The organism is Streptomyces sp. NPDC052012, from assembly GCF_040689265.1.
Lineage (GTDB): Bacteria > Actinomycetota > Actinomycetes > Streptomycetales > Streptomycetaceae > Streptomyces.
In genome coordinates this window covers 179,107-200,979 of sequence record NZ_JBFAXA010000010.1, presented here as the reverse complement: position 1 = coordinate 200,979, position 21,873 = coordinate 179,107, and the positions used below count along the sequence as shown (strand labels likewise).

20 protein-coding genes and 1 rRNA gene are annotated in these 21,873 nt (G+C 68.9%); 14 read left to right on the top strand and 7 right to left on the bottom strand.

The window, feature by feature from the left end:
- From rrf to AB0412_RS19195, 9 genes are all read left to right on the top strand, one after another.
- Positions 1-95: ribosomal RNA gene (rrf, locus tag AB0412_RS19235) — 5S ribosomal RNA — on the top strand; the annotation flags it as partial.
- Between the two features lie 63 nt (positions 96-158).
- The gene (locus AB0412_RS19230; protein WP_366403755.1) at positions 159-803 is read left to right on the top strand and encodes an HAD family hydrolase; all 645 of its coding nucleotides are present in this window, start codon (positions 159-161) and stop codon (positions 801-803) included.
- A gap of 145 nt (positions 804-948) precedes the next feature.
- Positions 949-2,178 (top strand): MFS transporter, encoded by a 1,230-nt coding sequence (locus tag AB0412_RS19225; protein WP_366403754.1) that lies wholly within the window; start codon positions 949-951, stop codon positions 2,176-2,178.
- Positions 2,129-3,301: an acetoin utilization protein AcuC gene (locus AB0412_RS19220; RefSeq protein WP_366403753.1), complete on the top strand. Its 1,173-nt coding sequence runs from the start codon at positions 2,129-2,131 to the stop codon at positions 3,299-3,301. The genes AB0412_RS19225 and AB0412_RS19220 overlap by 50 nt, the downstream gene beginning before the upstream one ends.
- Positions 3,302-3,637: 336 nt before the next feature.
- The gene (locus AB0412_RS19215; protein ID WP_366403752.1) at positions 3,638-4,453 is read left to right on the top strand and encodes a phosphatase; all 816 of its coding nucleotides are present in this window, start codon (positions 3,638-3,640) and stop codon (positions 4,451-4,453) included.
- A 129-nt stretch (positions 4,454-4,582) separates the two neighbouring features.
- The gene (locus AB0412_RS19210; RefSeq protein WP_366403751.1) at positions 4,583-4,795 is read left to right on the top strand and encodes a helix-turn-helix domain-containing protein; all 213 of its coding nucleotides are present in this window, start codon (positions 4,583-4,585) and stop codon (positions 4,793-4,795) included.
- A 156-nt stretch (positions 4,796-4,951) separates the two neighbouring features.
- The gene (locus AB0412_RS19205; RefSeq protein ID WP_003948845.1) at positions 4,952-5,050 is read left to right on the top strand and encodes an AURKAIP1/COX24 domain-containing protein; all 99 of its coding nucleotides are present in this window, start codon (positions 4,952-4,954) and stop codon (positions 5,048-5,050) included.
- A gap of 193 nt (positions 5,051-5,243) precedes the next feature.
- Complete coding sequence (locus tag AB0412_RS19200; protein ID WP_366403750.1) at positions 5,244-6,305, top strand: NAD-dependent epimerase/dehydratase family protein; 1,062 nt, start codon at positions 5,244-5,246, stop codon at positions 6,303-6,305.
- A 14-nt stretch (positions 6,306-6,319) separates the two neighbouring features.
- Entirely contained in the window at positions 6,320-7,378 is a 1,059-nt protein-coding gene (locus AB0412_RS19195) for a lysophospholipid acyltransferase family protein (protein ID WP_366403749.1), read from the top strand.
- 117 nt (positions 7,379-7,495) lie between these two features.
- Here AB0412_RS19195 and AB0412_RS19190 read toward each other — a convergent pair whose 3' ends face one another.
- The 3 genes from AB0412_RS19190 to AB0412_RS19180 all read right to left on the bottom strand — a co-directional run bounded on the left by AB0412_RS19190 (position 7,496) and on the right by AB0412_RS19180 (position 11,749).
- Complete coding sequence (locus AB0412_RS19190; RefSeq protein WP_366403748.1) at positions 7,496-8,737, bottom strand: DUF5667 domain-containing protein; 1,242 nt, start codon at positions 8,735-8,737, stop codon at positions 7,496-7,498.
- 234 nt (positions 8,738-8,971) lie between these two features.
- Complete coding sequence (locus tag AB0412_RS19185) at positions 8,972-9,748, bottom strand: ECF subfamily RNA polymerase sigma factor, BldN family (protein ID WP_366403747.1); 777 nt, start codon at positions 9,746-9,748, stop codon at positions 8,972-8,974.
- Positions 9,749-10,450: 702 nt separating this feature from the next.
- A complete protein-coding gene (locus tag AB0412_RS19180; protein ID WP_366403746.1) occupies positions 10,451-11,749 on the bottom strand; it encodes a helix-turn-helix transcriptional regulator in 1,299 nt (432 codons plus the stop codon).
- Between the two features lie 300 nt (positions 11,750-12,049).
- On the opposite strand from AB0412_RS19180, the gene AB0412_RS19175 reads away from it, so the two are divergent.
- The 3 genes from AB0412_RS19175 (at position 12,050) to AB0412_RS19165 (ending at position 13,948) form a co-directional block, all read left to right on the top strand.
- Positions 12,050-12,406, top strand: coding sequence for a hypothetical protein (locus tag AB0412_RS19175; RefSeq protein ID WP_366403745.1), 357 nt, complete (start codon positions 12,050-12,052; stop codon positions 12,404-12,406).
- 138 nt (positions 12,407-12,544) lie between these two features.
- Positions 12,545-13,201, top strand: a complete 657-nt coding sequence (locus AB0412_RS19170; RefSeq protein ID WP_366403744.1) for a class I SAM-dependent methyltransferase — start codon at positions 12,545-12,547, stop codon at positions 13,199-13,201.
- A 471-nt stretch (positions 13,202-13,672) separates the two neighbouring features.
- Entirely contained in the window at positions 13,673-13,948 is a 276-nt protein-coding gene (locus AB0412_RS19165) for a hypothetical protein (RefSeq protein WP_366403743.1), read from the top strand.
- Between the two features lie 11 nt (positions 13,949-13,959).
- On the opposite strand, the gene AB0412_RS19160 is transcribed toward AB0412_RS19165, so the two are convergent.
- A complete protein-coding gene (locus tag AB0412_RS19160; RefSeq protein ID WP_366403742.1) occupies positions 13,960-14,388 on the bottom strand; it encodes an ATP-binding protein in 429 nt (142 codons plus the stop codon).
- Positions 14,389-14,552: 164 nt separating this feature from the next.
- Between AB0412_RS19160 and AB0412_RS19155 the strand changes: the two genes are divergently transcribed.
- Together AB0412_RS19155 and AB0412_RS19150 are read left to right on the top strand one after the other, a co-directional pair.
- Positions 14,553-15,392: a helix-turn-helix transcriptional regulator gene (locus AB0412_RS19155; RefSeq protein ID WP_366403741.1), complete on the top strand. Its 840-nt coding sequence runs from the start codon at positions 14,553-14,555 to the stop codon at positions 15,390-15,392.
- Complete coding sequence (locus tag AB0412_RS19150; RefSeq protein ID WP_366403740.1) at positions 15,389-15,592, top strand: DUF397 domain-containing protein; 204 nt, start codon at positions 15,389-15,391, stop codon at positions 15,590-15,592. Before AB0412_RS19155 ends, AB0412_RS19150 begins: the two co-directional genes overlap by 4 nt.
- A 57-nt stretch (positions 15,593-15,649) precedes the next feature.
- Here the strand turns inward: AB0412_RS19150 and AB0412_RS19145 are convergent, their stop codons facing one another.
- The 3 genes from AB0412_RS19145 to AB0412_RS19135 are packed head-to-tail and all read right to left on the bottom strand — an operon-like array spanning position 15,650 to position 21,626.
- Positions 15,650-17,197 (bottom strand): class I SAM-dependent DNA methyltransferase, encoded by a 1,548-nt coding sequence (locus AB0412_RS19145; protein ID WP_366403739.1) that lies wholly within the window; start codon positions 17,195-17,197, stop codon positions 15,650-15,652.
- Positions 17,194-18,051: a restriction endonuclease subunit S gene (locus AB0412_RS19140; RefSeq protein WP_366403738.1), complete on the bottom strand. Its 858-nt coding sequence runs from the start codon at positions 18,049-18,051 to the stop codon at positions 17,194-17,196. Before AB0412_RS19140 ends, AB0412_RS19145 begins: the two co-directional genes overlap by 4 nt.
- Positions 18,048-21,626: a DEAD/DEAH box helicase family protein gene (locus tag AB0412_RS19135; RefSeq protein ID WP_366403737.1), complete on the bottom strand. Its 3,579-nt coding sequence runs from the start codon at positions 21,624-21,626 to the stop codon at positions 18,048-18,050. Before AB0412_RS19135 ends, AB0412_RS19140 begins: the two co-directional genes overlap by 4 nt.
- Positions 21,627-21,873 lie beyond the last annotated feature (247 nt).

The following is a 21,873-nucleotide window of genomic DNA, read 5'->3' as shown; positions in this document are numbered from 1 at the left end:
AAACGCCCGGTTACATTCCGAACCCGGAAGCTAAGCCTTACAGCGCCGATGGTACTGCAGGGGGGACCCTGTGGGAGAGTAGGACGCCGCCGAACAATTATTCAAAGAAATCCCCCGTGCCATTCGGTACGGGGGATTTCTGCGTTTAGGGTCGAGGCATGCGCTATGACCTCGTCATCTTCGACAACGACGGCGTCCTCGTGGACAGTGAGCCGATCTCCAACCGGCTCCTCGCCGCCTACCTCACCGAGCTCGGGCATCCGACGTCGTACGAGGACTCCATTCGTGACTACATGGGGTCCGCCATGCACCGTGTGCACGACCTGGTGGAGGAGCGGACGGGGCGGCGGCTGCCGGCGGACTTCGACGATGTGTTCCATGCCCGGGTCTTCGCCGCGTTCGAGCGGGAGTTGAAGCCGGTGGCCGGCGCCGTCGACGTGCTCGGGAAGCTGGAGGCCGACGGGACGGCGTACTGCGTGGCGTCGTCCGGGAGCCATGAGCGGATTCGGGTGGGGCATCGGACGACCGGGCTGGACCGGTGGTTCGGGGACGAGCTGATCTTCAGCTCGCAGGATGTGGGGCGGGGCAAGCCGGCGCCTGATCTGTTCCTGTACGCGGCCGAGCGGATGGGTGTCGCTCCGGAGCGGTGTGTGGTCGTCGAGGACAGTCCGCTGGGTGTGCGGGCGGCGGTGGCGGCCGGGATGGATGTGTACGGGTTCACCGCGATGACGCCCGCCGAGAAGCTCGGCGGAGCCACTCGACTGTTCGCGGACATGCGGGAGTTGCCCGGGCTGCTGGGGTGACTCCCGGCAGGGGTTGGCTGCTGACCATTGTCATGCCGCCCGCCGACCAGGGCCGGAGGTCTGAGCTGAACCCCGCTGAAGCTGAAGGAAATTCATCTTTGGCCGGATCTACCCACCGGTACGCCAGGGCCCTACGCTCGCCGCCATGACCGATGTGCTGCGGCGCGGCAGGGCCTCGCTGGCGTTCGCTTTCCTGGTGCAGGGCGTCGCCTTCGCGTTGCTGGTGACGCGGATCCCGGCCATTCAGGACCGGTACGGGGTGTCCGACGCGCTGTTGCCCGTCTTCCTCGCGGCCGTGCCGATCCTCGCCGGCCTCGGCAGTGTGGCGACCGAACGGCTGGTGCGCCGGGTCCCGCCGAGTCGGGTGCTGCGGTGGTCCCAGCCGGTGGTGCTGCTGTCGCTGCTCGGGGTCGGGGCGGGGGAGCACATGGCGGTGCTGGCCGGTGCGCTGGCCGTGTTCGGGCTGGCCGTGGGTGCGCTGGACGCCTCGATGAACATGCTCGGGGTGAGCCTGCAGCGGGCGTACGGGCGCAGCATCATGCTCGGTTTCCATGCGGCGTACAGCCTGGGCGGGATCGTCGGGGCGTCGCTGGCGTGGGTGGGGGCGCACTGGGAGCTGGCGCTGTGGGTGTCGTATCTGCCGGTGGTGCTGGTGCTGATGCCGGCGGCGCTGGCGGGGAGCCGGTGGTACGTCGACGGGGACGCCGGGCCTCAGGGAGAGAAGGCAGCGGGGGAGTCGGGGGCGGGGTCGTTCCGGTGGCTGCTTCCGCTGTGTCTGGTCATGACCGTCGCGTACATCGGGGACTCGACGGTCTCCAACTGGAGCGCCAAGTATCTGCAGGACGTGCTGGGGAGCAGCGAGCAGATGGCGACGGTTCCCTACAACGTCTACATGGTGACGACACTGCTCGGGCGGGTGATCGGGGACTTCGGGGTGCGGCGGTTCGGGGCCGTGGCGGTGGTGCGCGGTGGTGCGCTGGTCGCCGCGGGCGGCTTCGGGGTCGTGGCGGTCGCGCCGGGGGCGTGGGTGGGGATGCTGGGGTTCACGCTGCTGGGCCTCGGGCTGTGTGTGCTGGTGCCGCAGACCTTCGCGGCGGCGGGGCGGCGGGCCCATGAGCTGCACGGGCCGGGGGCTTCGGATGCGGCCGTCGCACGACTGAACGTCTTCAACTACGTGGGTTTTCTAATCGGTTCACCGTTGGTCGGGGCGCTCGGTGATGCCTGGAGCTACCGCGGGGCGATGCTCGTACCGATGGTGTTGGTGCTGGTGACACTCGTGTATGCCCGGTCGTTCGCGCCTCAACCGGACCGATACGGTGGCGGGCATGAGCGGCCGCGCACAGCTGATGTGGGACGAGGCAGTAACGGGCTATGACTTCGGCCGGGACCATCCGATGGACCCGGTCCGGCTCGCGCTGACCCGGAGTCTGGTCGGTGCCCTGGGGCTCGACCGGGAGGTGGACGTGGTCGCCGCCAAGGCGGCCGGGGAGTCGACGCTGCGGCTCGTCCACCGGGAGGACTACATCGACGCGGTCAAGGCCGCGTCGGCGGATCCGGCGGCGGCCGACCAGGCGTACGGCCTCGGCACGCTGGACGATCCCGCGTTCGCCGGGATGCACGAGGTCTCGGCGCTGATCGCGGGGCAGTCGGTGGGGGCGGCGGAGGCGGTGTGGCGCGGGGAGGCGCCGCACGCGGTGAACTTCGCGGGCGGGCTGCACCATGCCATGCCGGGGGCGGCCTCGGGCTTCTGCGTGTACAACGACGCCGCGCTGGCGATCGCGCGGCTGCTGGAGCTGGGGGCCGAGCGGGTCGCGTACGTCGATGTCGACGTGCATCACGGGGACGGGGTGCAGGCGGCGTTCTGGGAGGATCCGCGGGTTCTGACGGTCTCGTTGCACGAGCATCCGCGCACGCTGTTCCCGCAGACCGGGTGGCCGCAGGAGACGGGGGCGGACAGCGCGGAGGGGAGTGCGGTCAACGTCGCGCTGCCGGCGGGGACCGGGGACGCGGGGTGGTTGCGGGCGTTCCATGCCGTGGTGCCGGAGCTGCTGGCGGACTTCCGGCCGCAGATGCTGGTGACGCAGCACGGGGCCGATACGCACTTCGAGGATCCCTTGGCGCATCTGGCGGTGTCGCTGGATGCGCAGCGGGCGGTGCAGGTGGCGTGCCATGAGCTGGCGCACGAGTACGCCGACGGGCGGTGGGTGGCGCTCGGTGGGGGCGGGTACGCGGTGGTGGAGGTCGTGCCGCGGTCGTGGACGCATCTGGTGGGGATCGCGGCGGAGCGGGCGGTGGAGCCGGAGACGGTGATTCCTGAGGGGTGGCGGCAGGAGGTGTATGCGCGGACGCGGCAGCTTGGGCCGGTGCGGATGACTGATGGGCGGTGGCCGGTGTCGTGGGCGTCGTGGGAGGAGGGGTACGACCCCGCGGATCGGTTGGACCAGGCGGTGCTGGCGACTCGTCGGGCGGTGTTTCCGCTGCGGGGGATGTTGCCGTAGGGGTTCCGCTCGGGTTCGTTGCGCGGTGACCCGGCGTGGAGGCTGGGCGGGGGTGGGTTTCGCTGGCCCGCGCTGGCGGGGTGCCGCTGCGCCCACCCGTGCCGCCCTGGGGGTACCTCCCAGGCCCTTAAGGCACCGGGGGAGGCGCGACTGCCCGCAGCTACGCGGCGAGCAGCGAGGGCGTGCCTGGGCCTGCGCCGCCGGGGCACGACTGCCCGCAGCTACGCGGGCAGAGACCCGCCGGTAGCTGTGCGCGCCGCAGTGCGTGTACGCCGACCGTGCGGTGTTTCGGGGAATTCGGGGTTCTGTGGGCTCCCGTGGCGGAGGATCGCTAGCGTGCTGACCGTCGGCGACCTTCGTGCGCATCTTCTCGACGCCCGGCTCGCGGGGGTCGTGGCGACCACGCGGGAGGAGAGTCTGCGGAGTTATCGGCTGTTCGCTGCTCGGGATCCTCGGGTGTTGATCGGGATTGATCCTGTGTGGAGCTGGGGGCAGCGGGAACTGATCGAGTTGATGGCGGATCGGTGCGGGGTTTCGCGCGATCCTCGTCATACCTCCGGTCAGGAGGTGATCGACCCGGGGCGGACGCTCGCCGCTCTGGACGCCTATGCGGAACGGCTCGCGGTCGCCGCGCAGCGTCGTGCGGCCGTGCTGCTCGGGACCGGCCACCCGCATCGGCTGCTCGGTTTCTACGCCGCACTGGCAGACGCCCTGTCGGCGGCGGGGTGTACCGTCCTCACCCCGGCGCAGGGTCGCTGTGTCGACATAACGACCCGGTTCGGTCTACGTACGTACAACCTCGGCTACGTACGAGGAGTCGCGCTCGTCCGCCGGGGAGACCCCGAACGCCCCGGTTGTGAGCCCGGCGCACACACGCACTCCCCTCTCCCGGTTCGGACCGTGCTCGACGCGGCGGCCGCGGCCGGCGGGCCGCTTCCCGAGCTGGTGATCGGAGACCACGGCTGGGCCTGCGGAGCAGGTCAGCTGGGGTTCCAGACCATTGCTCTGGCCGATGTGAACGACCCGGCACCGTTCGTGGGGGAGGCCGAGGGGTGCGTGTCGGTCGTCGTTCCACTTGATGACGGTGTGCGGTCCGATTACTACCTGCCGCTGACCCGCTACGTACTCAATCGAGCGTGTCTGTCACAGTAGGCCGCCGATGGGTGCACCTCTTCCCCACTCGCATCACCCGCCCCTACATTGGGGAGTGAGCACGCAGCGACGAAGAGTCACCGGAAGGGGAAGCCGGTGGCCGTCGAGTGCGGAAGGTTCAGGTGTGTCATGGCTGCAGCTGGCGAAAGGCCTCTGAACGAGGTTCAGTTCCTTACCGTGGCGGAGGTCGCCTCGGTGATGCGAGTGTCGAAGATGACCGTGTACCGGCTGGTGCACAGCGGTCATCTGCCCGCGATCCGGGTGGGGCGGTCCTTCCGTGTCCCCGAGCAAGCGGTTCACGAGTACCTCCGCGAGAGCTACGTGGGGGTGGAACCCGCCTGACGGCGAGCCGGGGAGCGCCCGCACAGGGCACTCATGGGCTCTCCCCGGTCACCTCGATTACGACCTCAGCGCTCGGGCGGGTAGGCTAGCCCCTCGTAGGTCGTGTGGGCCCATGGCGCCCAAACACCGAGTGATGAGAAGTGAGCGAGGGTAGTCGTGGGCTCTGTTATCAAGAAGCGGCGCAAGCGGATGGCCAAGAAGAAGCACCGCAAGCTGCTCAAGCGCACGCGCGTTCAGCGTCGCAACAAGAAGTAAGCGGCAGCGCGAGAGCGTGTCCCGTGGCCCCCCACCGCATCCGGTGGGGGGCCACTGCTGTAGGGGTACTCCCAGGGGAGCGGAGGGGAGCGATCCGGACTGTCGTCACTTCGTGCATCGGGGGGACACCACAGAGCGACGACGACCGGGTAGGTTGGCCCCCACGGACCAGGGCGAAAGGAAGGCGCTGATCTTGGGAAAGGTCGTGCTCGTGACCGGAGTGGCCCGTCAGCTGGGGGGCCGTTTCGTCCGGCGGATCCAGCGTGACCCCGAGGTGGACCGGGTCGTCGCCGTGGACGCGGTCCCGCCCGAGCACCATCTGGGCGGCGCCGACTTCATCCAGGCCGACATCCGCCAGCCCACCATCGCCCGTGTGCTCGCCGAGACCGGCGCCGACACGGTCGTCCATCTCGACGTCACGGGCACCCCGCTGGGCAGCGGCAGCCGGGCCGCGCTGAAGGAGACCAACGTCATCGGCACCATGCAGCTGCTCGGTGCCTGCCAGAAGTCCCCGAACGTCAAACGGCTGGTCGTGAAGTCCAGTACGAACGTCTACGGTTCCGCGCCCCGCGATCCGGCGGTGTTCACCGAGACGACCCCGCCCAAGTCCCTGCCCAGCGGCGGCTTCGCGAAGGACACCGTCGAGGTCGAGGGCTATGTGCGCGGCTTCGCGCGCCGCCGGCCCGACGTCGCCGTGTGCGTGCTGCGGTTCGCCAACATCCTCGGCCCCACCGCGGACAGCCCGCTCGCCTCGTACTTCTCCCTGCCGGTCCTGCCGACCGTGTTCGGTTACGACCCCCGGCTGCAGTTCGTGCACGAGGACGACGTGATCGAGGTGCTGCGGATCGGCTCGCACGAGCCGCGGCGCGGCACGCTCAACAGCGGCACGTTCAACATCGCCGGTGACGGTGTGCTGCTGCTGTCCCAGTGCTCCCGGCGGCTCGGCCGGCCCACCGTGCCGCTGTTGCTGCCCGCGGTCACCTGGGCGGGCACGGTGATGCGTACCCTGGGGATGACGGACTTCTCGCCCGAGCAGATCAGGCTGCTGACCCATGGCCGGGTGGTGGCTACGGACCAGATGCGCGAGACGCTGGGCTTCACCCCCAAGTACACGACTGCCGAAACGTTTGCGGACTTCGCGCGCAGCCGTGGCCCCGGGCTGCTCCCGCCGGAGGCCCTCGCGGGGGCCGTCGACCGGATCGCCGCGCTGTCCCTGCCGGGCAGCTCCCACCCCCCGAAGCAGAGCGCCAACTGAGGAGCGCAGCAACGATGGCGGACGCCAAGGTCATTCCCTTCGACGACGACCGCTCCCGCGGCGGCTCCACGCAGCGCCCGTCGCGTCGCCGTGGCGCGGGAAACCGCCGCCCGGGCGGGGCGCAGCCCGCGGTCGGTGAGGTCCAGCCCCTGCCCGGCATGGCGTCCGCGCGGGAGGATGATCCCGTGACGCGTGAGGACGAGCGGCCCGAGGAGCCGGCCGGTGACGACACCGGCGGGCTGGAGCGGCGTATCGCGAGCGGGCTGGCGTTCCTGCGCCGCCGCCTCACCGGGGACTACGAGGTCGACGACTTCGGCTACGACGAGGAGCTCACCGACCAGGTCCTGATGTCCCTCCTGCGCCCGCTGTACGAGAAGTACTTCCGGGTCGAGGTGAAGGGCATCGAGAACATCCCGGCGGAGGGCGGCGCCCTGATCGTCGCCAACCACTCCGGGACGCTGCCGATGGACGGCCTGATGATGCAGGTCGCCGTGCACGACAACCATCCGGCCGGGCGTCATCTGCGGCTGCTCGCGGCGGACCTGGTGTTCATGCTGCCGGTGGTCAACGAGCTCGCCCGCAAGCTCGGCCACACGCTGGCCTGCGCGGAGGACGCGGCCCGGCTGCTGGAGCAGGGGGAGCTGGTCGGGGTGATGCCGGAGGGCTTCAAGGGCCTCGGCAAGCCCTTCGCCGACCGCTACAAGCTCCAGCGTTTCGGCCGGGGCGGCTTCGTCTCCACGGCGCTGCGGGCGCGCACGCCGATCGTGCCCTGCTCGATCGTCGGGGCCGAGGAGATCTACCCGATGATCGGCAACGCGCGGACGGTCGCCCGGCTGCTGGGCTTCCCGTACTTCCCGCTGACGCCGACGTTCCCGTGGCTCGGACCGCTGGGTGCGATCCCGCTGCCGACGAAGTGGACGATCCAGTTCGGCGAGCCGATCCCGACGGACGGCTATCCGCCGGAGGCGGCGGAGGACCCGATGCTGATGTTCAACCTCACCGACCAGGTGCGGGAGCAGATCCAGCACACGCTGTACAAGCTGCTGGTGCAGCGGCGGTCGGTGTTCTTCTAGGCACGTTGGGACGACGCAGCAGTCGTACCGAAGCAGGCGCTTCGATACGACGCAGCTACTTCGGTACGACGACGGGGCGCCCCCCTCGCGAGGAGGCGCCCCGTTCGGCGTGGTGCCCTACTCCGCGTCCTCGCCCTCGATGCCCAGGCCGGGGAGCAGGCCGGGCAGGAGCGGCGGGAGGGTGACGTCGGGCTCGGCGGGTGGTGTGATTCCGCCGGTGACGGGCGGCGAGGTCTTGCTGCCGCCGCTCTCCTTCGGCGGGTCGAGCAGGCCGCCGGTGTTGCCGCCGAGCAGGCCGTCGCTCTCCTTGCCGGAGTCGGCGGAGCTGCTGGGGCCGTCGCTGTCGGAGCCCCGCTCGTCGGCGGAGCCGCCGGTGCTGCCGGGTTCCTCGGAACGGCCCGGTCCCGAGGAGTCGCTGGGCGTCGACCCCGAGCCGTGCCGCTGCCCGTCGTCGCCGCTCTCCCGGGCCGGGGACTCGGGGAGCAGGGACTGCAGCGGGGCCACGTCTTCGTCTATGGCGTCGAAGACCGAGGACACCTCTTCGCTGACGTCGCCGAGTTGCAGGGGCAGCCGCTCGCGCAGGTCGCCCCACAGCTCGCGGTGCGAGTGGGAGAAGGAGGAGAGGGCCTGCATGGGGCCGAGCGAGTCGGGGTTGCGCTCGTACGCCTCGCGCAGCAGGCGGTGGCCCTCCGAGGCGTCGTGCCGCATGTTGGACAGGGCGCGGCGGACCTCGCCGAGCGACTCGTGGTCGAGGGGGCCGCTGCGGCCGCGCTCCATCAGGCGGCGGGCTTCGCTCAGGCGGGTGGAGGCGTGGTCGAGGTAGACCCGGCCGCGCTCGTCGTTGCCGTCGGCGAGGGTGAGTTTGACGTCCTCGATGCCTCGCTTGAGGCCGTAGAGGGAGTCCCCGGGCAGGGCGTCGGAGCTGGCGGCGGCTACTCCGCCGAGGGCTCCGGCGGCGACGCCGACGCTGAGTCCGCCCGCGGTGAGCCCTTTGGCCAGCCGGGAGCGGGGGCGCAGCTTGCTCAGGGGTGTCGCCCGGTGGGCGCCGCGGGCCCGGCGTGAGCGCTGCTCGGGCACGGGCGGGTCGGCCGTGTCACCCGCGGCGGTGCCCTCGCGCAGCATGGCTTCGAAGGCGGCGACCAGTTGGGCCCGCTGGACGACCTTGACCTCGGGGTCCAGCTCCGGCTTGGGCAGCGCGCCGAGCCCGCCGGCAAGCTCGAGCAGCCGGGTCTGCTCGGTCTCCGCGGCGGCCGGTGCCGGTCCTTCGGACTGCTCGGCCGCCGTGCCCCGGTCGGACTGCTCCTCCAGGGCCTGGGCGAAGGCGCTCGCCCGCCGGTGCGCCGATACGTTCGCGATCACTGGCGGCACCTCCTCTCGTCATGACGGTCGACTCCCCAGGGGGTCCTGAGGGTTGCATCCTCTGACCACATCCACACGATCGAGTGATCGGACTTGGCCAGGGGGTGACCACAGGGAGCCTGCATCTCGCACAACGAGCGGTGCGGCACTTGGGTTACGGACGCCGGGGCATCGGATGGAGAAGTCAACGCGGCCTCACGGAACGTGAGTTGAGAGTCGCCGAGGGTGATCGGCTCAGCGGGCGTCGTCCGGGAGGAGCCGGGCGAGGGTGCGGACCGCCCGGTACTGGAGCGTCTTGATGGCGCCCTCGTTCTTGCCCATGACGCGGGCGGTCTCGGCGACGGACAGGCCCTGCAGGAAGCGGAGCGTGACGCACTCCTGCTGCTGGGGGTTGAGCCGGCGCACGGCGTCCAGCAGGGCGGCGTTGGACAGCGACTCGAGGACGGAGTCCTCCGGGGAGCGCTCGACCTCGTTGGCGTCGAGCATCTCGCCGGTGGTGATCTCCAGACGGAAGCGGCTGGACTTGAAGTGGTCGGCGACCAGGTTGCGCGCGATGGTGACGAGCCAGGCGCCGAAGTCGCGGCCCTGCCAGGTGAAGGTGCCGATCCTGCGCAGGGCCCGCAGAAAGGTCTCGCTCGTGAGGTCCTCGGCGGTCGCCTTGCCTCCCACGCGGTAGTAGATGTAGCGGTACACGGTGTCGCTGTACTGGTCGTAGAGCCGTCCGAAGGCGTCGGCCTCGCCGGCCTGGGCGCGCTCGACGAGGTCCATCATCCTGGCGCTGTCGCTGTCCGCGGCGGGCCGGCGTGCGGTGGCCGCCCCCGTGGAGCGCCCGCGTCTGCCGACCGCGGCGCTGCCGTCGGCGAGGGCGTAGCACGGGCCGACGGGTGCGGTGGCGAAGGCGGGGACGGCGTACGCGGTGGGGACGAAGCCGCGCAACATGTCTCGGGCCGTGGCGACCGTCGCGCGCAGCGTAGCCAGGCCCGAGGCGTCAACCCCGACGTGTGGGTACACGGGACTCCCAGAGGCAGAGCTTCCATCACGTGCAGTGCGGGACCGTTCACCCGTCGTAGCGACGGAGGGGTACCGGTTTGCGTCTGAGGAGAATAACGCTTCGTACAGGCACTGCTACACCGAGTTGCTCAAATCATCGATTACGTCGCTTCCGTAACCGGTTGACGCCTCATCAGCTATCGCAGAGTGATCGATTGCTGACCGGATTGCTTCGGATTCCGGGTTCATCCAGGACATGTTGTGGCCGTGTGCAGCCAACAGGACTGGACAGGGGGGTTGCGGGGTACGGCAGTTGGATTGGCCGCGTGTTCGGGTGGGTCGGTGTCTTTGGGCGTGAGTGATCGGCCGGTCGGGCGTGGGTACCTGGGTTGACCGATGTCATGCAGGGCCCTGCCGACCGGAAGCCGTGCTGGGTGCTGCAGGCGGTGGGCCAGGAGGCCGGCTGGATGCTTGCCGATCGCGGGAAGGGCTGCCGTCAGGGCGTGGCGCACGGCGGCTCTGCCTAGGGCGTTGTCGAACCAGGTGACTACGGCGGGAGCCAGACGGCGTACGTCGCGCAGGACAGCGTCAGGCGGTAGTCGGTACCGCGCAGGCCGGTGAGGAGAGCAACGGCTTCGCCGTAGCGATAGCCCGCCGCACCGGCCCCTGGCTCACCGGTGTCCGGATTTCCGGGCGCCGGTCAGGCTGACCATCTATGCCGGTCTACGCCTCGTGGGAGCGGACAGCGTGGGACAGTTCGCGCACACCGCTGACACGAGGGTGGGAGCGGTGCAGCTCTCGGACGATCGCTCGCATACTGGGCCGGTCCCGGACCTCCGCAGGTGTCACGCGGAAGGCGTTGAGCAAACACTGCGCTGTCTGTTCGGCCTTCCCCCACTGCCACCAGGCGCGAGCCATGTCGGTGTGCAAGCGGGCCTTTCGTTCTGCTGTGGTGAACTGCTCCTGGCGGAGCTGCTCACCTGCCCTGATCGCGGCTCCGGCGTCTCCGAGCGCCCAGTGGACGCCCACTCGGTACAGGCGTACGGATGCGGGGGTGATGGCGAAGAGACGCCCGGCCGGCGCTACGCCGGGCAGATCACGTGCAGCCCGCGCAGCATCTTCGATCATCGACAATGCTTGATCACGGTCACCGGCGCGAGCCGCCGTGTACGACGTGGTGCACAGCAGCTGAGCGTACGCCGCAGCCTGTGCCTGGGTGGTCAGGCCTGTGGCCTCGATGTCGGATGCTGCCTTGAGCACCAGCCGCTGTGCAGCGTCTGCCTGATCCTGGTGGCGCAGGACGATGCCTAGCTCACGTGCCGCAGCCGCCGATACCAGCGGGGAACCTGACAGCTCCGCGTAGAGGCTCGCGCGGTCCGCGGTGAGCCGTGCTTGGTCGTACCGGCCGACCTTGATGAGCACCTGAGCCGTCAACGAGTAACAGGCGGACAGACGGGCGTAGTCGATCTCCGCACGATCCTGGATACGAGCGTGGGCCGTTGCCAGGAGGTCCGGCAATGCCTTCAGAAGATCGCCGTACTTGCCGGTGTCGAACAGCGCACGCCCGCGGGCGAGACGTGTATCGAGAGGCACCGGCGAACCCTCAGGTGCGGGCATCTCGGCCAGCGCCGATTCCACGCCGAGCAGAAGGGACGTGGGGACGGCCAGCCCTGCCGCTGCGAGCAGCGTACGGCGTCGCATCGGGTCCTCCTCGGTGTGGTGTGGACCGTTTGGCGCAACCCTAGTGGCTTGCCTGCCCGTCAGCCCGAGTGCCGCACCCAGGACATCCGGTGGCACGCCGACTTCGTACGCAGCCCGCTGTAACAGACGCAGATCGCTGACTCGGCCGGACTTCTCCAGCCGGGAGACGGTCGACGCCGAACAGCCGAGGCGACGGCCGAGATCGGCCTGGCGCCAGCCCCGTGAAATGCGGCCGAGTTTGATCAACCCTCCGGGGTCGGACCGCTCCATGAGTAAGCGGGCTCCGGACGAGTTCCACAACGGGTCGGTGGTGCGCTGCATCGCGCCTCCCCCACGGCAGGAGCAGGACCGTCTGTCCACGGTAAGGGCTGCGCAACGGTAGGCCCATGGGGCGTGCATCTTCTGCACACCGCCTGCGTGAGTTGCGAGTTGACGACGACCCGGATGCACGGCGTGGTGCCGTGGTGTCGCGGGCCCGCCGGCAGGGAGCGGGCCGCGGCACACGGGAGGAGAGCCACTGTGGCAACGGTCCTTGAGAGCACCCCAGAGACGGCTTCCACGACTCGGGATCCCAGGAATTACGTCAGGCCGGAGGTCTGGGAGCGGGAGGTCCAGCTCCTGATGCGCGACCACCCGTTCGACGAGGTCATGGCCGAGCGGCTGTTCAGCGCGGCGATCTCGTACCTGATCACGGCGATGGAGAAGTGGGGTGAGGGACTGGAGATGTGCTGCGGCCGGGTTGTCGACATCGCTGTCCACGTCTTCATCCTGGACACGAAGAACTACCGCGAGTTCTGCGCCGAGCACTTCGGCGGCCGGTTCCTCGAGCACATCCCGGAGGTCGAGTTCAAGTACGACGGCTCGGTGGAGCGCACGGCCCACATCATCGCGGAGAACGGCTTCCCGGTGGACTGGAAGCTGTGGGAGCGGGACTTCGCGAAGTGCGGTCCGTGCAGGCCGGGCGAGAACTGCCACTGATCGGTCGCGACCGGCCGGGTCCGGGTGTCCTCGGCGGGCATCCGGGCCCGTTCCTGTCTTCATGGCGTGTCGCGGACGGGCCACGGCTACGGTGCTCCAGCGCCGTGCCCGCTCCCCGCAAGGACACCCATGCCCCGCATGTCACACGATCCCGTCCTCTTCTGGGACCGCTACAAGCCGGAACGGGACGGACCGTCCCCGCCTCCTGACGTGACGGCTTTCGAGTGGACGCAGTACGAAGGTCATGGCCCGGGAGCCGAACTGCTCGGCCGGCCGCGTACCGCGCTGGAACTGGGGGCCGCCGAGTGCCGGGAGGCGTCGTGGCTGGCGCGCCGAGGAGTGCGTGTCACGGCCCTGGACATGTCCCCCGTGCAGGTCGAGCGGGCACGCAGGTGGTGGAAGGACGTTCCCGGCCTGACGATCGAGGAGGGGGAGGCGTGCGCCTTCCTCCGCGCGGGCGACCAGACGTACGACGCGGTCTACTCGGTCTGGGGGGCGACGTGGTTCACCGACCCCGACGAGCTCTTCCCGCTGGTGGCCGAGAGGCTGTCACCGGGCGGGGTGTTCGTCTTCTCGCACGGCGAGACCCCCCGGCACCTCATTGGTCGCCAACCCATGTATGGGAAGGGCCCGGCAGGCAGGGAGATGAGTGTGGACCGTTGGTGTCATCCTGCCGAGGCATGGGCCGACATCGCACGCGAGCATGGCTTCCGTGACGTCCGGGCGCAGTGTCTTCCCGCGCCCACCGACCAAGCGCCGGGCACGGTCATCGTCGAAGCGCGGCTACCTGCCTGACGGGGCAGACGACCCAGGTTTTCTCGATCACTGAGAGGGGACTGCGTGCCACCGTCCTCCTATTCGGCGAGCGGACGATGCCGCCTCTGCGGTAGCGCCATACAGATAGACAGGCGGAGCGGGAAGGTCTATCCCCATCGCCGTGCTGACGCGCGGGTGCAGTGCCCGGAGTCGGGCAAGCCCCGATATCGCCCCGGGTCGCCGAATGAGTTGTTGTACGACTTGAACCCGTCCGTCATCACCAGGCGCCCGCCCCGGCCGGTAAGCACCATCCGGGAGGTGCCGGTCCCCAGGCCCTCGTGGGTTCCGCTGCTGGAAGACGCCGAAGCCCCAGTGATCACCTTGCCCGCTCGCGGCCGTCTCGGTTACTGGGTCCCGGGCCACGGTTGGCAGAAGCACGAGGAGTTCGTACATCGCCACGTCCATGGCCGCGCCCGCCCGGAATGGGACCACGGCGGTGATTCCTGGTCCGTGGCCACGCGGCACTTCATCGAGCTCGCCGGCGCACTCGTGAAGCGGCACGGCCGCATACTCCTCGGACGCGAGTACAACAGCTCGGAGCGGTGCAACCCCAGCTGCATGAACGCCTCCGGCTACGAGTGCACCTGCTCGTGCATGGCGCGCAATCACGGCCGTGGCGGATGGATGTCCGGATGGCGCATCACCGCCGAGACGACCAGCGTGGTCCACGGACGCCACTGGAGCTGGACCGTGCTGGAGAGCATCCCCTCGGGCTCGCGCGGTTGACAGACAGCCCGTCACCGACCGAGGTCCAGCTCCGCCCACACGGTCTTGCACGGCACCGGGCCCCCTCGTACGCCCCAGCGGTCGGCCAGTTCCTCGACCAGCCGGAGGCCGTAGCCCGACTCGGCGGGCCCCGCCCCGGCGGCCGTTGGTGTCCGTGTGGGCAGTTTCTCGGCCCGGGAGTCGGTGACCTCGATACGGAGGGTGGCGTGCGCTGTGACGGTAATGCTGAGCCGGAAACTCCTGCCCGGGACATGGCCGTGCACGGCGGCGTTCGCGGCGAGCTCGGCGACGATCAGCCGGGCCGGGTCCAGCGGCAGCTCCCAGGAGCGCAGTTGCTCGGTGGCGAGCAGACGTGCGAGGCGGGCGCCCCGGCGAGTGGCGGAGAGCGGCACGGTGAACTGGTGGAGCGGGGCGCTCGGTGCGGTGATTTCCTGATTCACGTTACTCAGAGTGTTCGTGCATGCGTAGCCTGTGAAGGCGGGCGGCCCGTGCGACCGGTGGCTGTCCGTGAGATGTCCGGGTTCTGTCCGGGCTGCCCGGGGTGACCGGGCGCCGGCGACCGGAGTTGGGCCGGGGAAGGGCGCGCGGCGGGAGGGCGGCGGACATGAGCGGGTGGGAAGCGGGGCTGGACGACGAAGAGGCCGGGGCCGTGATGCGGACGGTCGTACGGCAGTTGAAGCTGTGGCGGGAGGCGGCCGGGCTCACCCAGGCGGAGTTCGGGGCGGCGATCGGATACGGGGAGGAGCTGGTCTCGTCCGTGGAGCGGGGGCGGCGGATTCCCCGGCCCGAGTATCTGGACGCGGCGGACGAGGTGTTGGGGGCGGGCGGGAAGATCGCGGCGCTCAAGCAGGATGTAGCGGAGGTCCGGTATCCGAAGAAGGTGCGGGACCTGAAGAAGCTGGAGGCGGATGCGATCGAGCTGTGCGCCTACAACAACTCCGTCGTCCAAGGGTTGTTGCAGACAGAGGACTATGCACGGGCTGTGTTCAACGCACATCGACCGGCGCTCACCGAGGACGAGGTGGAGCAGCAGGTCGCGGCACGCTTGGCACGACAGGGAATCCTTGATCTCATGACCGGACGGCGCGTCTTCAGCTTTGTGCAGTGCGAGTCGACGCTTCGCAGGCCCATGGGAGGCAGAATGGTGATGCGCCAGCAGCTCGAACGGCTGTTGGAGGTGGCTCAGTTGCGCAACGTGGACCTCCAGGTCCTTCCCCTGGACCGCGAGGTGAACTCTGGGACTGGCGGTTCATTCCGACTGCTCAAGCTCAAAGGAGGGGGCACAGTCGCGTTCAGCGAATCGCCCCTCAGCAGCAGAGTGACGGCTGACCCCAAGGAAACGACGGTCCTCGACATCCGCTACGGAGCTCTACGCGCCCAGGCTCTCAGCCCACAGGATTCGTTGCCGCTGATCGAGAAAGCACTGGGAGATACAAGGACATGACGCTCAATGCCTCTGCAACCAGCACCAAGCCGGAATGGATAAAGAGCAGCTACAGCACGTCCGACGGCCCCGACTGCGTCGAGGTGGCGGCCATCCCCAGCCACATCCTCGTCCGCGACTCCAAGAACCCCGATGGCCCCCGCCTGGCCCTAGCCCCTGCCACCTGGGCGACCTTCCTGCCGTACGCCTCCGCGTACTGACGGAGTAAACGCACGTGGCCCGCACCCGAATGCACGGGTGCGGGCCACGCCTGCGTATCAGTCGGCGACCGGAGCCGCCTGCTCCGCCGAGCCCTCCCGCCGGGCCTGCTGCAAGGTCTCTGCGATCGCGGCGAACTCCTCCAGCGCGGCCTGAAGATCCTCGACGATCTCGGCGGCCAGCACCTCGGGCGCGGGCAGGTTGTCCGCGTCGTCGAGGCTCGGGTCGCGGAGCCAAGTGATGTCGAGGTTGGCCTTGTCCCGTGCGATCAGCTCGTCGTACGTGTACGCCTTGAAGCGCTCCGTCTCGACCCGCTTGGAGCGGTCCTCGTCAGGGCGGTAGCACTGCACGAAGTCTTCGAGGTGGGCCCGTGTGAGCGGGTTCTGCTTGAGGGTGAAGTGCTGGGCGGTACGGAAGTCGTAGACCCACAGCTTCTCGGTCCACGCCTGCTCGGGTCTGGCCGGCTTGCGTTCAAAGAACAGCACGTTGGCTTTGACGCCACCCGCATAGAAGATGCCGGTGGGCAGGCGCAGCAACGTGTGGACGTCGTACTCCTTCAGCAGGCGCCGACGGATCGTCTCACCCGCGCCGCCCTCGAAGAGGACGTTGTCAGGGACGACGACCGCCGCCCGGCCGTGGATCTCCAGCAGCGAGGCGATGTGCTGGACGAAGTTGAGCTGCTTGTTGGTCGTGGTGACCCAGAAGTCACGGCGCTCGTAGGCGATCGCCTCGCGGGCGGCAGAGCCGTCGTCGCCGTACACGGTGATCGACGACTTCTTGCCGAAGGGCGGGTTGGCCAGGACCAGGCTTGCGCGCTTGGTGGGCGGGGAGATGAGGGCATCACGGTCATGGATGAGGGTGGGCCCGGTGGGCTGACCGATGCCGTGCAGGAAGAGGTTCATCGCGGCGAGACGGGCGGTGTTCCTGACCAGTTCGGTGCCCCAGATGCCGCCACTGCTGAGGTGCTTGCGTTGCTCAGGGGTGAGCCGGTTGCCGTACTCCTGGAGGATGTACTCGGCGGCGGCGAGCAGGAAGCCACCGGTTCCGCTGGCGGGGTCGGTGATCGTGTCGTCCGGGGTGGGGCGAACGCAGTCGATGATGGCCTGGATGAGCGGACGCGGGGTGAAGTACTGACCGGCGCCCGACTTGACGTCCTCCGCGCCACGGGAAAGCAGTTCCTCGTAGGCGTCGCCCTTGATGTCGGTCTTCTGACCGGACCAGTTCTCCTTGTCGATCAGGTCCTTGACCAAGCGCTTGAGCTTCGCGGGGTCGTGGATGCGGTTACGGGCCCCGTTGAAGATCAGGTGGAAGGTGGTGCCCTTGCGCTGGTTGCCGAGGTCTTCGAGGAGCTGCGTGTAGGCGGCTTCGAGCTCGGCGCCGTCGTTGTTCAGCAGCTCGGGCCAGCCACGTCCTTCCCAGACCGACCCCTCGGGCATGATCTGCTCGCGGAACATCGGCGGGCGGGACTGTGCCTCGTGGGCCATCTTCAGGAAGACGAGAAGCGTCAACTGCTCAACGTAGTCGATGGTGGAGACACCGTCGTCCCGCAGGACATGGCAGTAACTCCAGAGCTTGTCGACGAGCCGACGGGCCTCGGTCGTGGTCACGAGGGGATCTCCAGGTCAAGGGTGGGCTGAGTGGCAGCGAGGCTGGCCTCAATCGACTGCCGATCACTATTTTCCTCACCGCTGTGGGCCGCCTTGCCCCGAGCGGATACAGGCCGAGCGCTCCGACGTCGAGTGTTCTTCGCCTTAGCAGCTGCTTCACTCGCCACCTTAATTCGAGCCAGCAGTTCCTCAACCGGCTCATCGTCAGGGTCCTGCGAGACGAGCTGCCCGTTAAAAGCCACAGAGAAGAGTGAGCGACGGAGTGCACTCGCGCGATCTAGGGCAGACTGGATCGCTGCTTCTGCTCTTTCAACAACCGCGATCTGGCTCTCAGTAGCTGCGACGATGCGCCGCTGCTCCTCCAACGGGGGCACAGGGACTTCCCACGCCGCCAAACGCGCCACACCAATGTGGTGAATGCCGACGCCACGCGAATGTTCTACAAATGCTCCACGCTTGGCTTCCCCCCGCAGGAAATGCAGAAGGAAATACGGGTCAACCCCATAGCTGCGAACTCGAATCAGTGTGTTCTGGAAGCAGCAGTCAGCGATCTCACCGTTCCAGATAGCGGGCTTACCGACCTCGGAGGCGCTGCCAGACGCCTCACTCAGTACGATATCTCCCTCCTTCAGCCCGTAGACAGCGACCTCATCATCCGTGAAGTTCATCTCCTTCACGTCGTCCAGCTTGAGCCCATTCCAGTCCACGTTCGCAGCGCGCAGGTACGGGCGCATCTGCGTACCGGAGTGGTTCTTGGGCGATCGCTGCCGACCAAGCCGCACTTCGGCAACCTGATCCAGCCGGACCCGGACCCACCCCTTCGGCAGTTCCGAAGGATTACCGCCCTCGCTCACGCACCCAACTCCCGTCCAAGCTCATCCAAAATCTCAGCCCCCCGATCCGCCCCGAACTCACGAAGGAACCCGTCCACGCCACCACGCTCGATGAAGGGTACGTCCTTCAAATGCTCGGGCTCGATCGCGGCATCCGTCGCTATCACGTCGACCATGCGGTCGAGCCACCACACCTGGTCCTCCGTGAACACCGCCCCCGCCTGCTCCTGACGCGCCCGCCACGCCGCGTACCGTTCCTCCACCAGCGCCCGGTACGGCCGTACCTCCTCCTCCAGCCCCAGCTCGAACCGCAGCAGTCCGATGAGATCCACCACGCCGGCCGCCCCCCGCGGATGCCGAGCCGCCTTGCCCAGCTGTACGTACGCGTCGTACAGCCGTCCCGGAGTCCACTGGAACGGGGGACGCTCGATCTTGCGGGCGAGGTCCTTCAGCCGGCGGTAGACCTCCTTCGGATCGCGCCGCTCGCTGAACGCGATGTTGAAGGCCGCGATCTCGTCCTGGTGCTCCTTGATGTACTGCTGCCAGGACGTCACCCGCCGCATCGCCAGCTCATCGGCCGTGATGCCGCGCGCCTCCTTCACCTCGTCCACGCTCACCTCGTCTATGACGATGTCGTGGGCGCGACGCATGGACATGAGCCGGTCTCGCAGCTCACGGTTCGACGCGATCGGCTTCAGCGCGTCCAGCATCTCCTGCCGTACCTGCGCCTGCCCGCCGATCCGCCGGGCCCGCTCCTGCTGGTCGGGGTCGACGGACCGGACCAGCCCGCCCACGATTTCCCGCAGCGGCTGGCCGGCGAGTTCCTCGACCTCCTCGCGCTCCTCGGGCGTGAGCTGCCGGTCGAGGCGTGCCAGGCGGCCCGCCAGCGTGGCGACCTCGTCCTCGGTCATCGCCAGGCCCGCCGTCTTCGCCATCAGCCGCTCCAGCGGGATCTTCCGCTCGGAGACCCTGACGAGCGGGCGCGCGTCCACGCGCGGGGAGTCCGTCACGCCCACCGCGTCGACGATCACGAACCGTTCCTTCACCTCGGCGTCCGGCGTGACGGCCTGGAACTCCGCCGGGTCGATCGTCCGGGAGCCCCGTCCCTTCATCTGCTCGAAGTAGGCCCAGCTCTTGACGTCCCGCAGGAAGAAGACACACTCCAGCGGCGGGATGTCGGTTCCCGTGGCGATCATGTCGACGGTCACCGCGATCCGCAGCTCGGGGCTGTTGCGGAACGCCTTGATCAGCTCGGCCGGTCGCTTCGCCGCGTGCGTGATCTTCCGGCAGAAGTCATCGCTCTCGCCGAAGACCTGGCGCACCATCTGGACGATCTCATCGGCGTGGTTGTCGTCCACGGCGAAGATCAGCGTCTTGGGCACGTGCGTCCGGGCCCGCTGGAGCTCCCCCTCGCCCACCGGAGGGAAGATGTCCGTGAACAGGTGCTTGCGGAAGGTTTCGACGACGAGCTTCAACTGCCCCTTGCTGATGACCTGACGGCCCAGCTGGGACGCCTTCCACTCCAGGTCCTCCTCCAGCTCCTGGTACCGCTCGCGCCGCGTCTTGCGCTCCCGCATCGGGACGACCGTCTCCGCGGGGATCGTCCCGCCGTTCTCTCCGAGCTCCGTGCGGATCCGGAAGACGTCGAAGTCGACGTTGACGCCGTCGGCGACGGCCTGCTCGTACGGGTACTCGCTGACCAGGTTCTGGAAGAAGAAGCCGAAGGTCTGCTTGACCGGGGTGGCGGTCAGGCCGACGAGGTGGGCGTCGAAGTACTCCAGGACCGCGCGCCACTTGCCGTAGATGGAGCGGTGGCACTCGTCCACGACGATCAGGTCGAAGGACTCGGGCGGCAGGTCCGGGTTGTAGCCGACCTCCACCGGCTCGTCGACCAAGTCGTAGCGGTCCAGGGCCGCGTCCTCGCTGTCGGCGCTCGGGACTTCGCGACCCGTCAGTGCCAGCCACAGCCGCTGCACCGTGGAGACCACCACGTGCGCGGAGCCCAGTACGGTGTCCCCGGCCAGCCGCTGCACGACGTACAGCTCGGTGAACTTGCGGCCGTCGTCCGGGGTGTCGAAGTTCTCGAACTCCGTCGCGGCCTGGCTGCCGAGGTTGTTGCGGTCGACCAGGAAGAGGATGCGCTTGGCACCGGCGTGCTTGAGCAGCCGGTAGCTCTCGCTGACCACCGTGTACGTCTTGCCGGCGCCGGTCGCCATCTGAATCAGGGCGCGCGGGTCGTCCTTGGCCAGCGAGCGCTCCAGACCATTGATGGCCTTCACCTGGGCCGGACGCAGGTCCTCCGGGTCGAGGAAGGTCTGCGGCAGGCGGCGCATACGCGCGCGCAGGGTCGGCGCGGTCGGGTCGGCCTCGGCCTCCTCGATCCAGCGGGCGATCGTGTCCGGCCGGTGCACGGCGAAGACCTCACGCGTGCGCGGGGACGGGTCGAGCGCGTTGTGGAAACGGACGGTGTTGCCGTCGGCGACGTACCGGAAGGGCAGGCTGGCCCGCCAGGCGCTGAGCTGCTGGCTGCGGGTGAGGCCGGTGGCGTAACGGGAGGCCTGCTCCATGGCGGCCTCCAGGTCGGCCCCCTCCCGCTTCGCCTCTATGACACCGACCAGGCGCTGGTCGACGTACAGAAGGTAGTCGGCGCGGCCAACAGCGGTGGAGACCTCCCGAACGGCGACGCCCTTACCCGCGAAGAGGTTCTTGGCGGTGTCGTCCTGGACGACCCAGCCCGCCTTCTCCAGGATCCGGTCCAGCTCCGCCCGGACCTGAGCCTCGCTCATCGGCGGGCGGGCGGCCTTCTGCGCGTGCGCGATGAACTCGTCACGCTGGGAGGCGCCGTCCAGCGGGCGGGCGGCCGAACGGGACTCCATGGCCGGAGCCGTGAGTTCGGTGATCTTGTCGCTCAGCTCGGCGATCAGGTCGTGCAGTGCGGCCCGTTCGGCCTCGGCACGGGCCAACTCCGCCTCGGCCTGCTCACGGGCAGCCTGCTCACGCTCCAGGCGGCTCTGCTTACCGTCGTAGCTGAGCCGGGCCTCCTCCAACTTACGGCGGTAGGCGTCGAGTTCCGTACGCAGTTGTTCCAGCTCGTGCTGGTCGGCAACGGTCGTGGGCGCCGGCGCGGCGGAGGGCGGTGCGGGCGCCAGGAACACCCTGTGCGTGGTGTCCGACTGGTCGAGGGAGCGGTGCAGCCAGTCACCGAGGCGGAAGCACAGCTCCACGGACTGGAGCGCTTCGCGGACGTTGGCGTAGTACTCGTGAACGGCCCTGTTGCCCGTGGTCCGGATCGCCTCGAACCAAGCCCTCACCTGCGGAACGAGCACACCGGACCGGGTGAGCGCGTTGATCCGGTCAACCTGCCGGGGCCCGGGAACGGTGAGGCCGAGGAGCGTGACCAGGTGCCGGGTCATGACCTCGCCGAAGAGGCGGGCCTTCACCATGGCCGCGTGCGGATCGGTGTGGACGTACGACTCGGCGGAGCAGCCCAGCGTCACCAGTAAAGGCTCGTGCCCCAGCAGGTGACCGAAGTTGGGCGAGCCCGCGGCCAACCGTGCGACCTGCTTGTCGTCCCCGCCGGACGGACCGCCAACCACCGCCGTCACCATGTGCTTCCCCCCAGGTTTCTGGTCGCCATGTCGATGAGCAAAGCCTTGCAGAATGACATGAACAAGGATGGTTGACAAGCGTTTTGAGGAATCCGACGTCATGCTCAGCGCATGCGCTGCGCAGAGCGCAGGTCACCGGCGGTTTTGGACGGGCCGACGGGCAAACCGTCCACCGTCGCCCCTCGGCCACCTGTCCAGGACCACAACGCGCGATGGCGGAACCCGTTGCTACGAC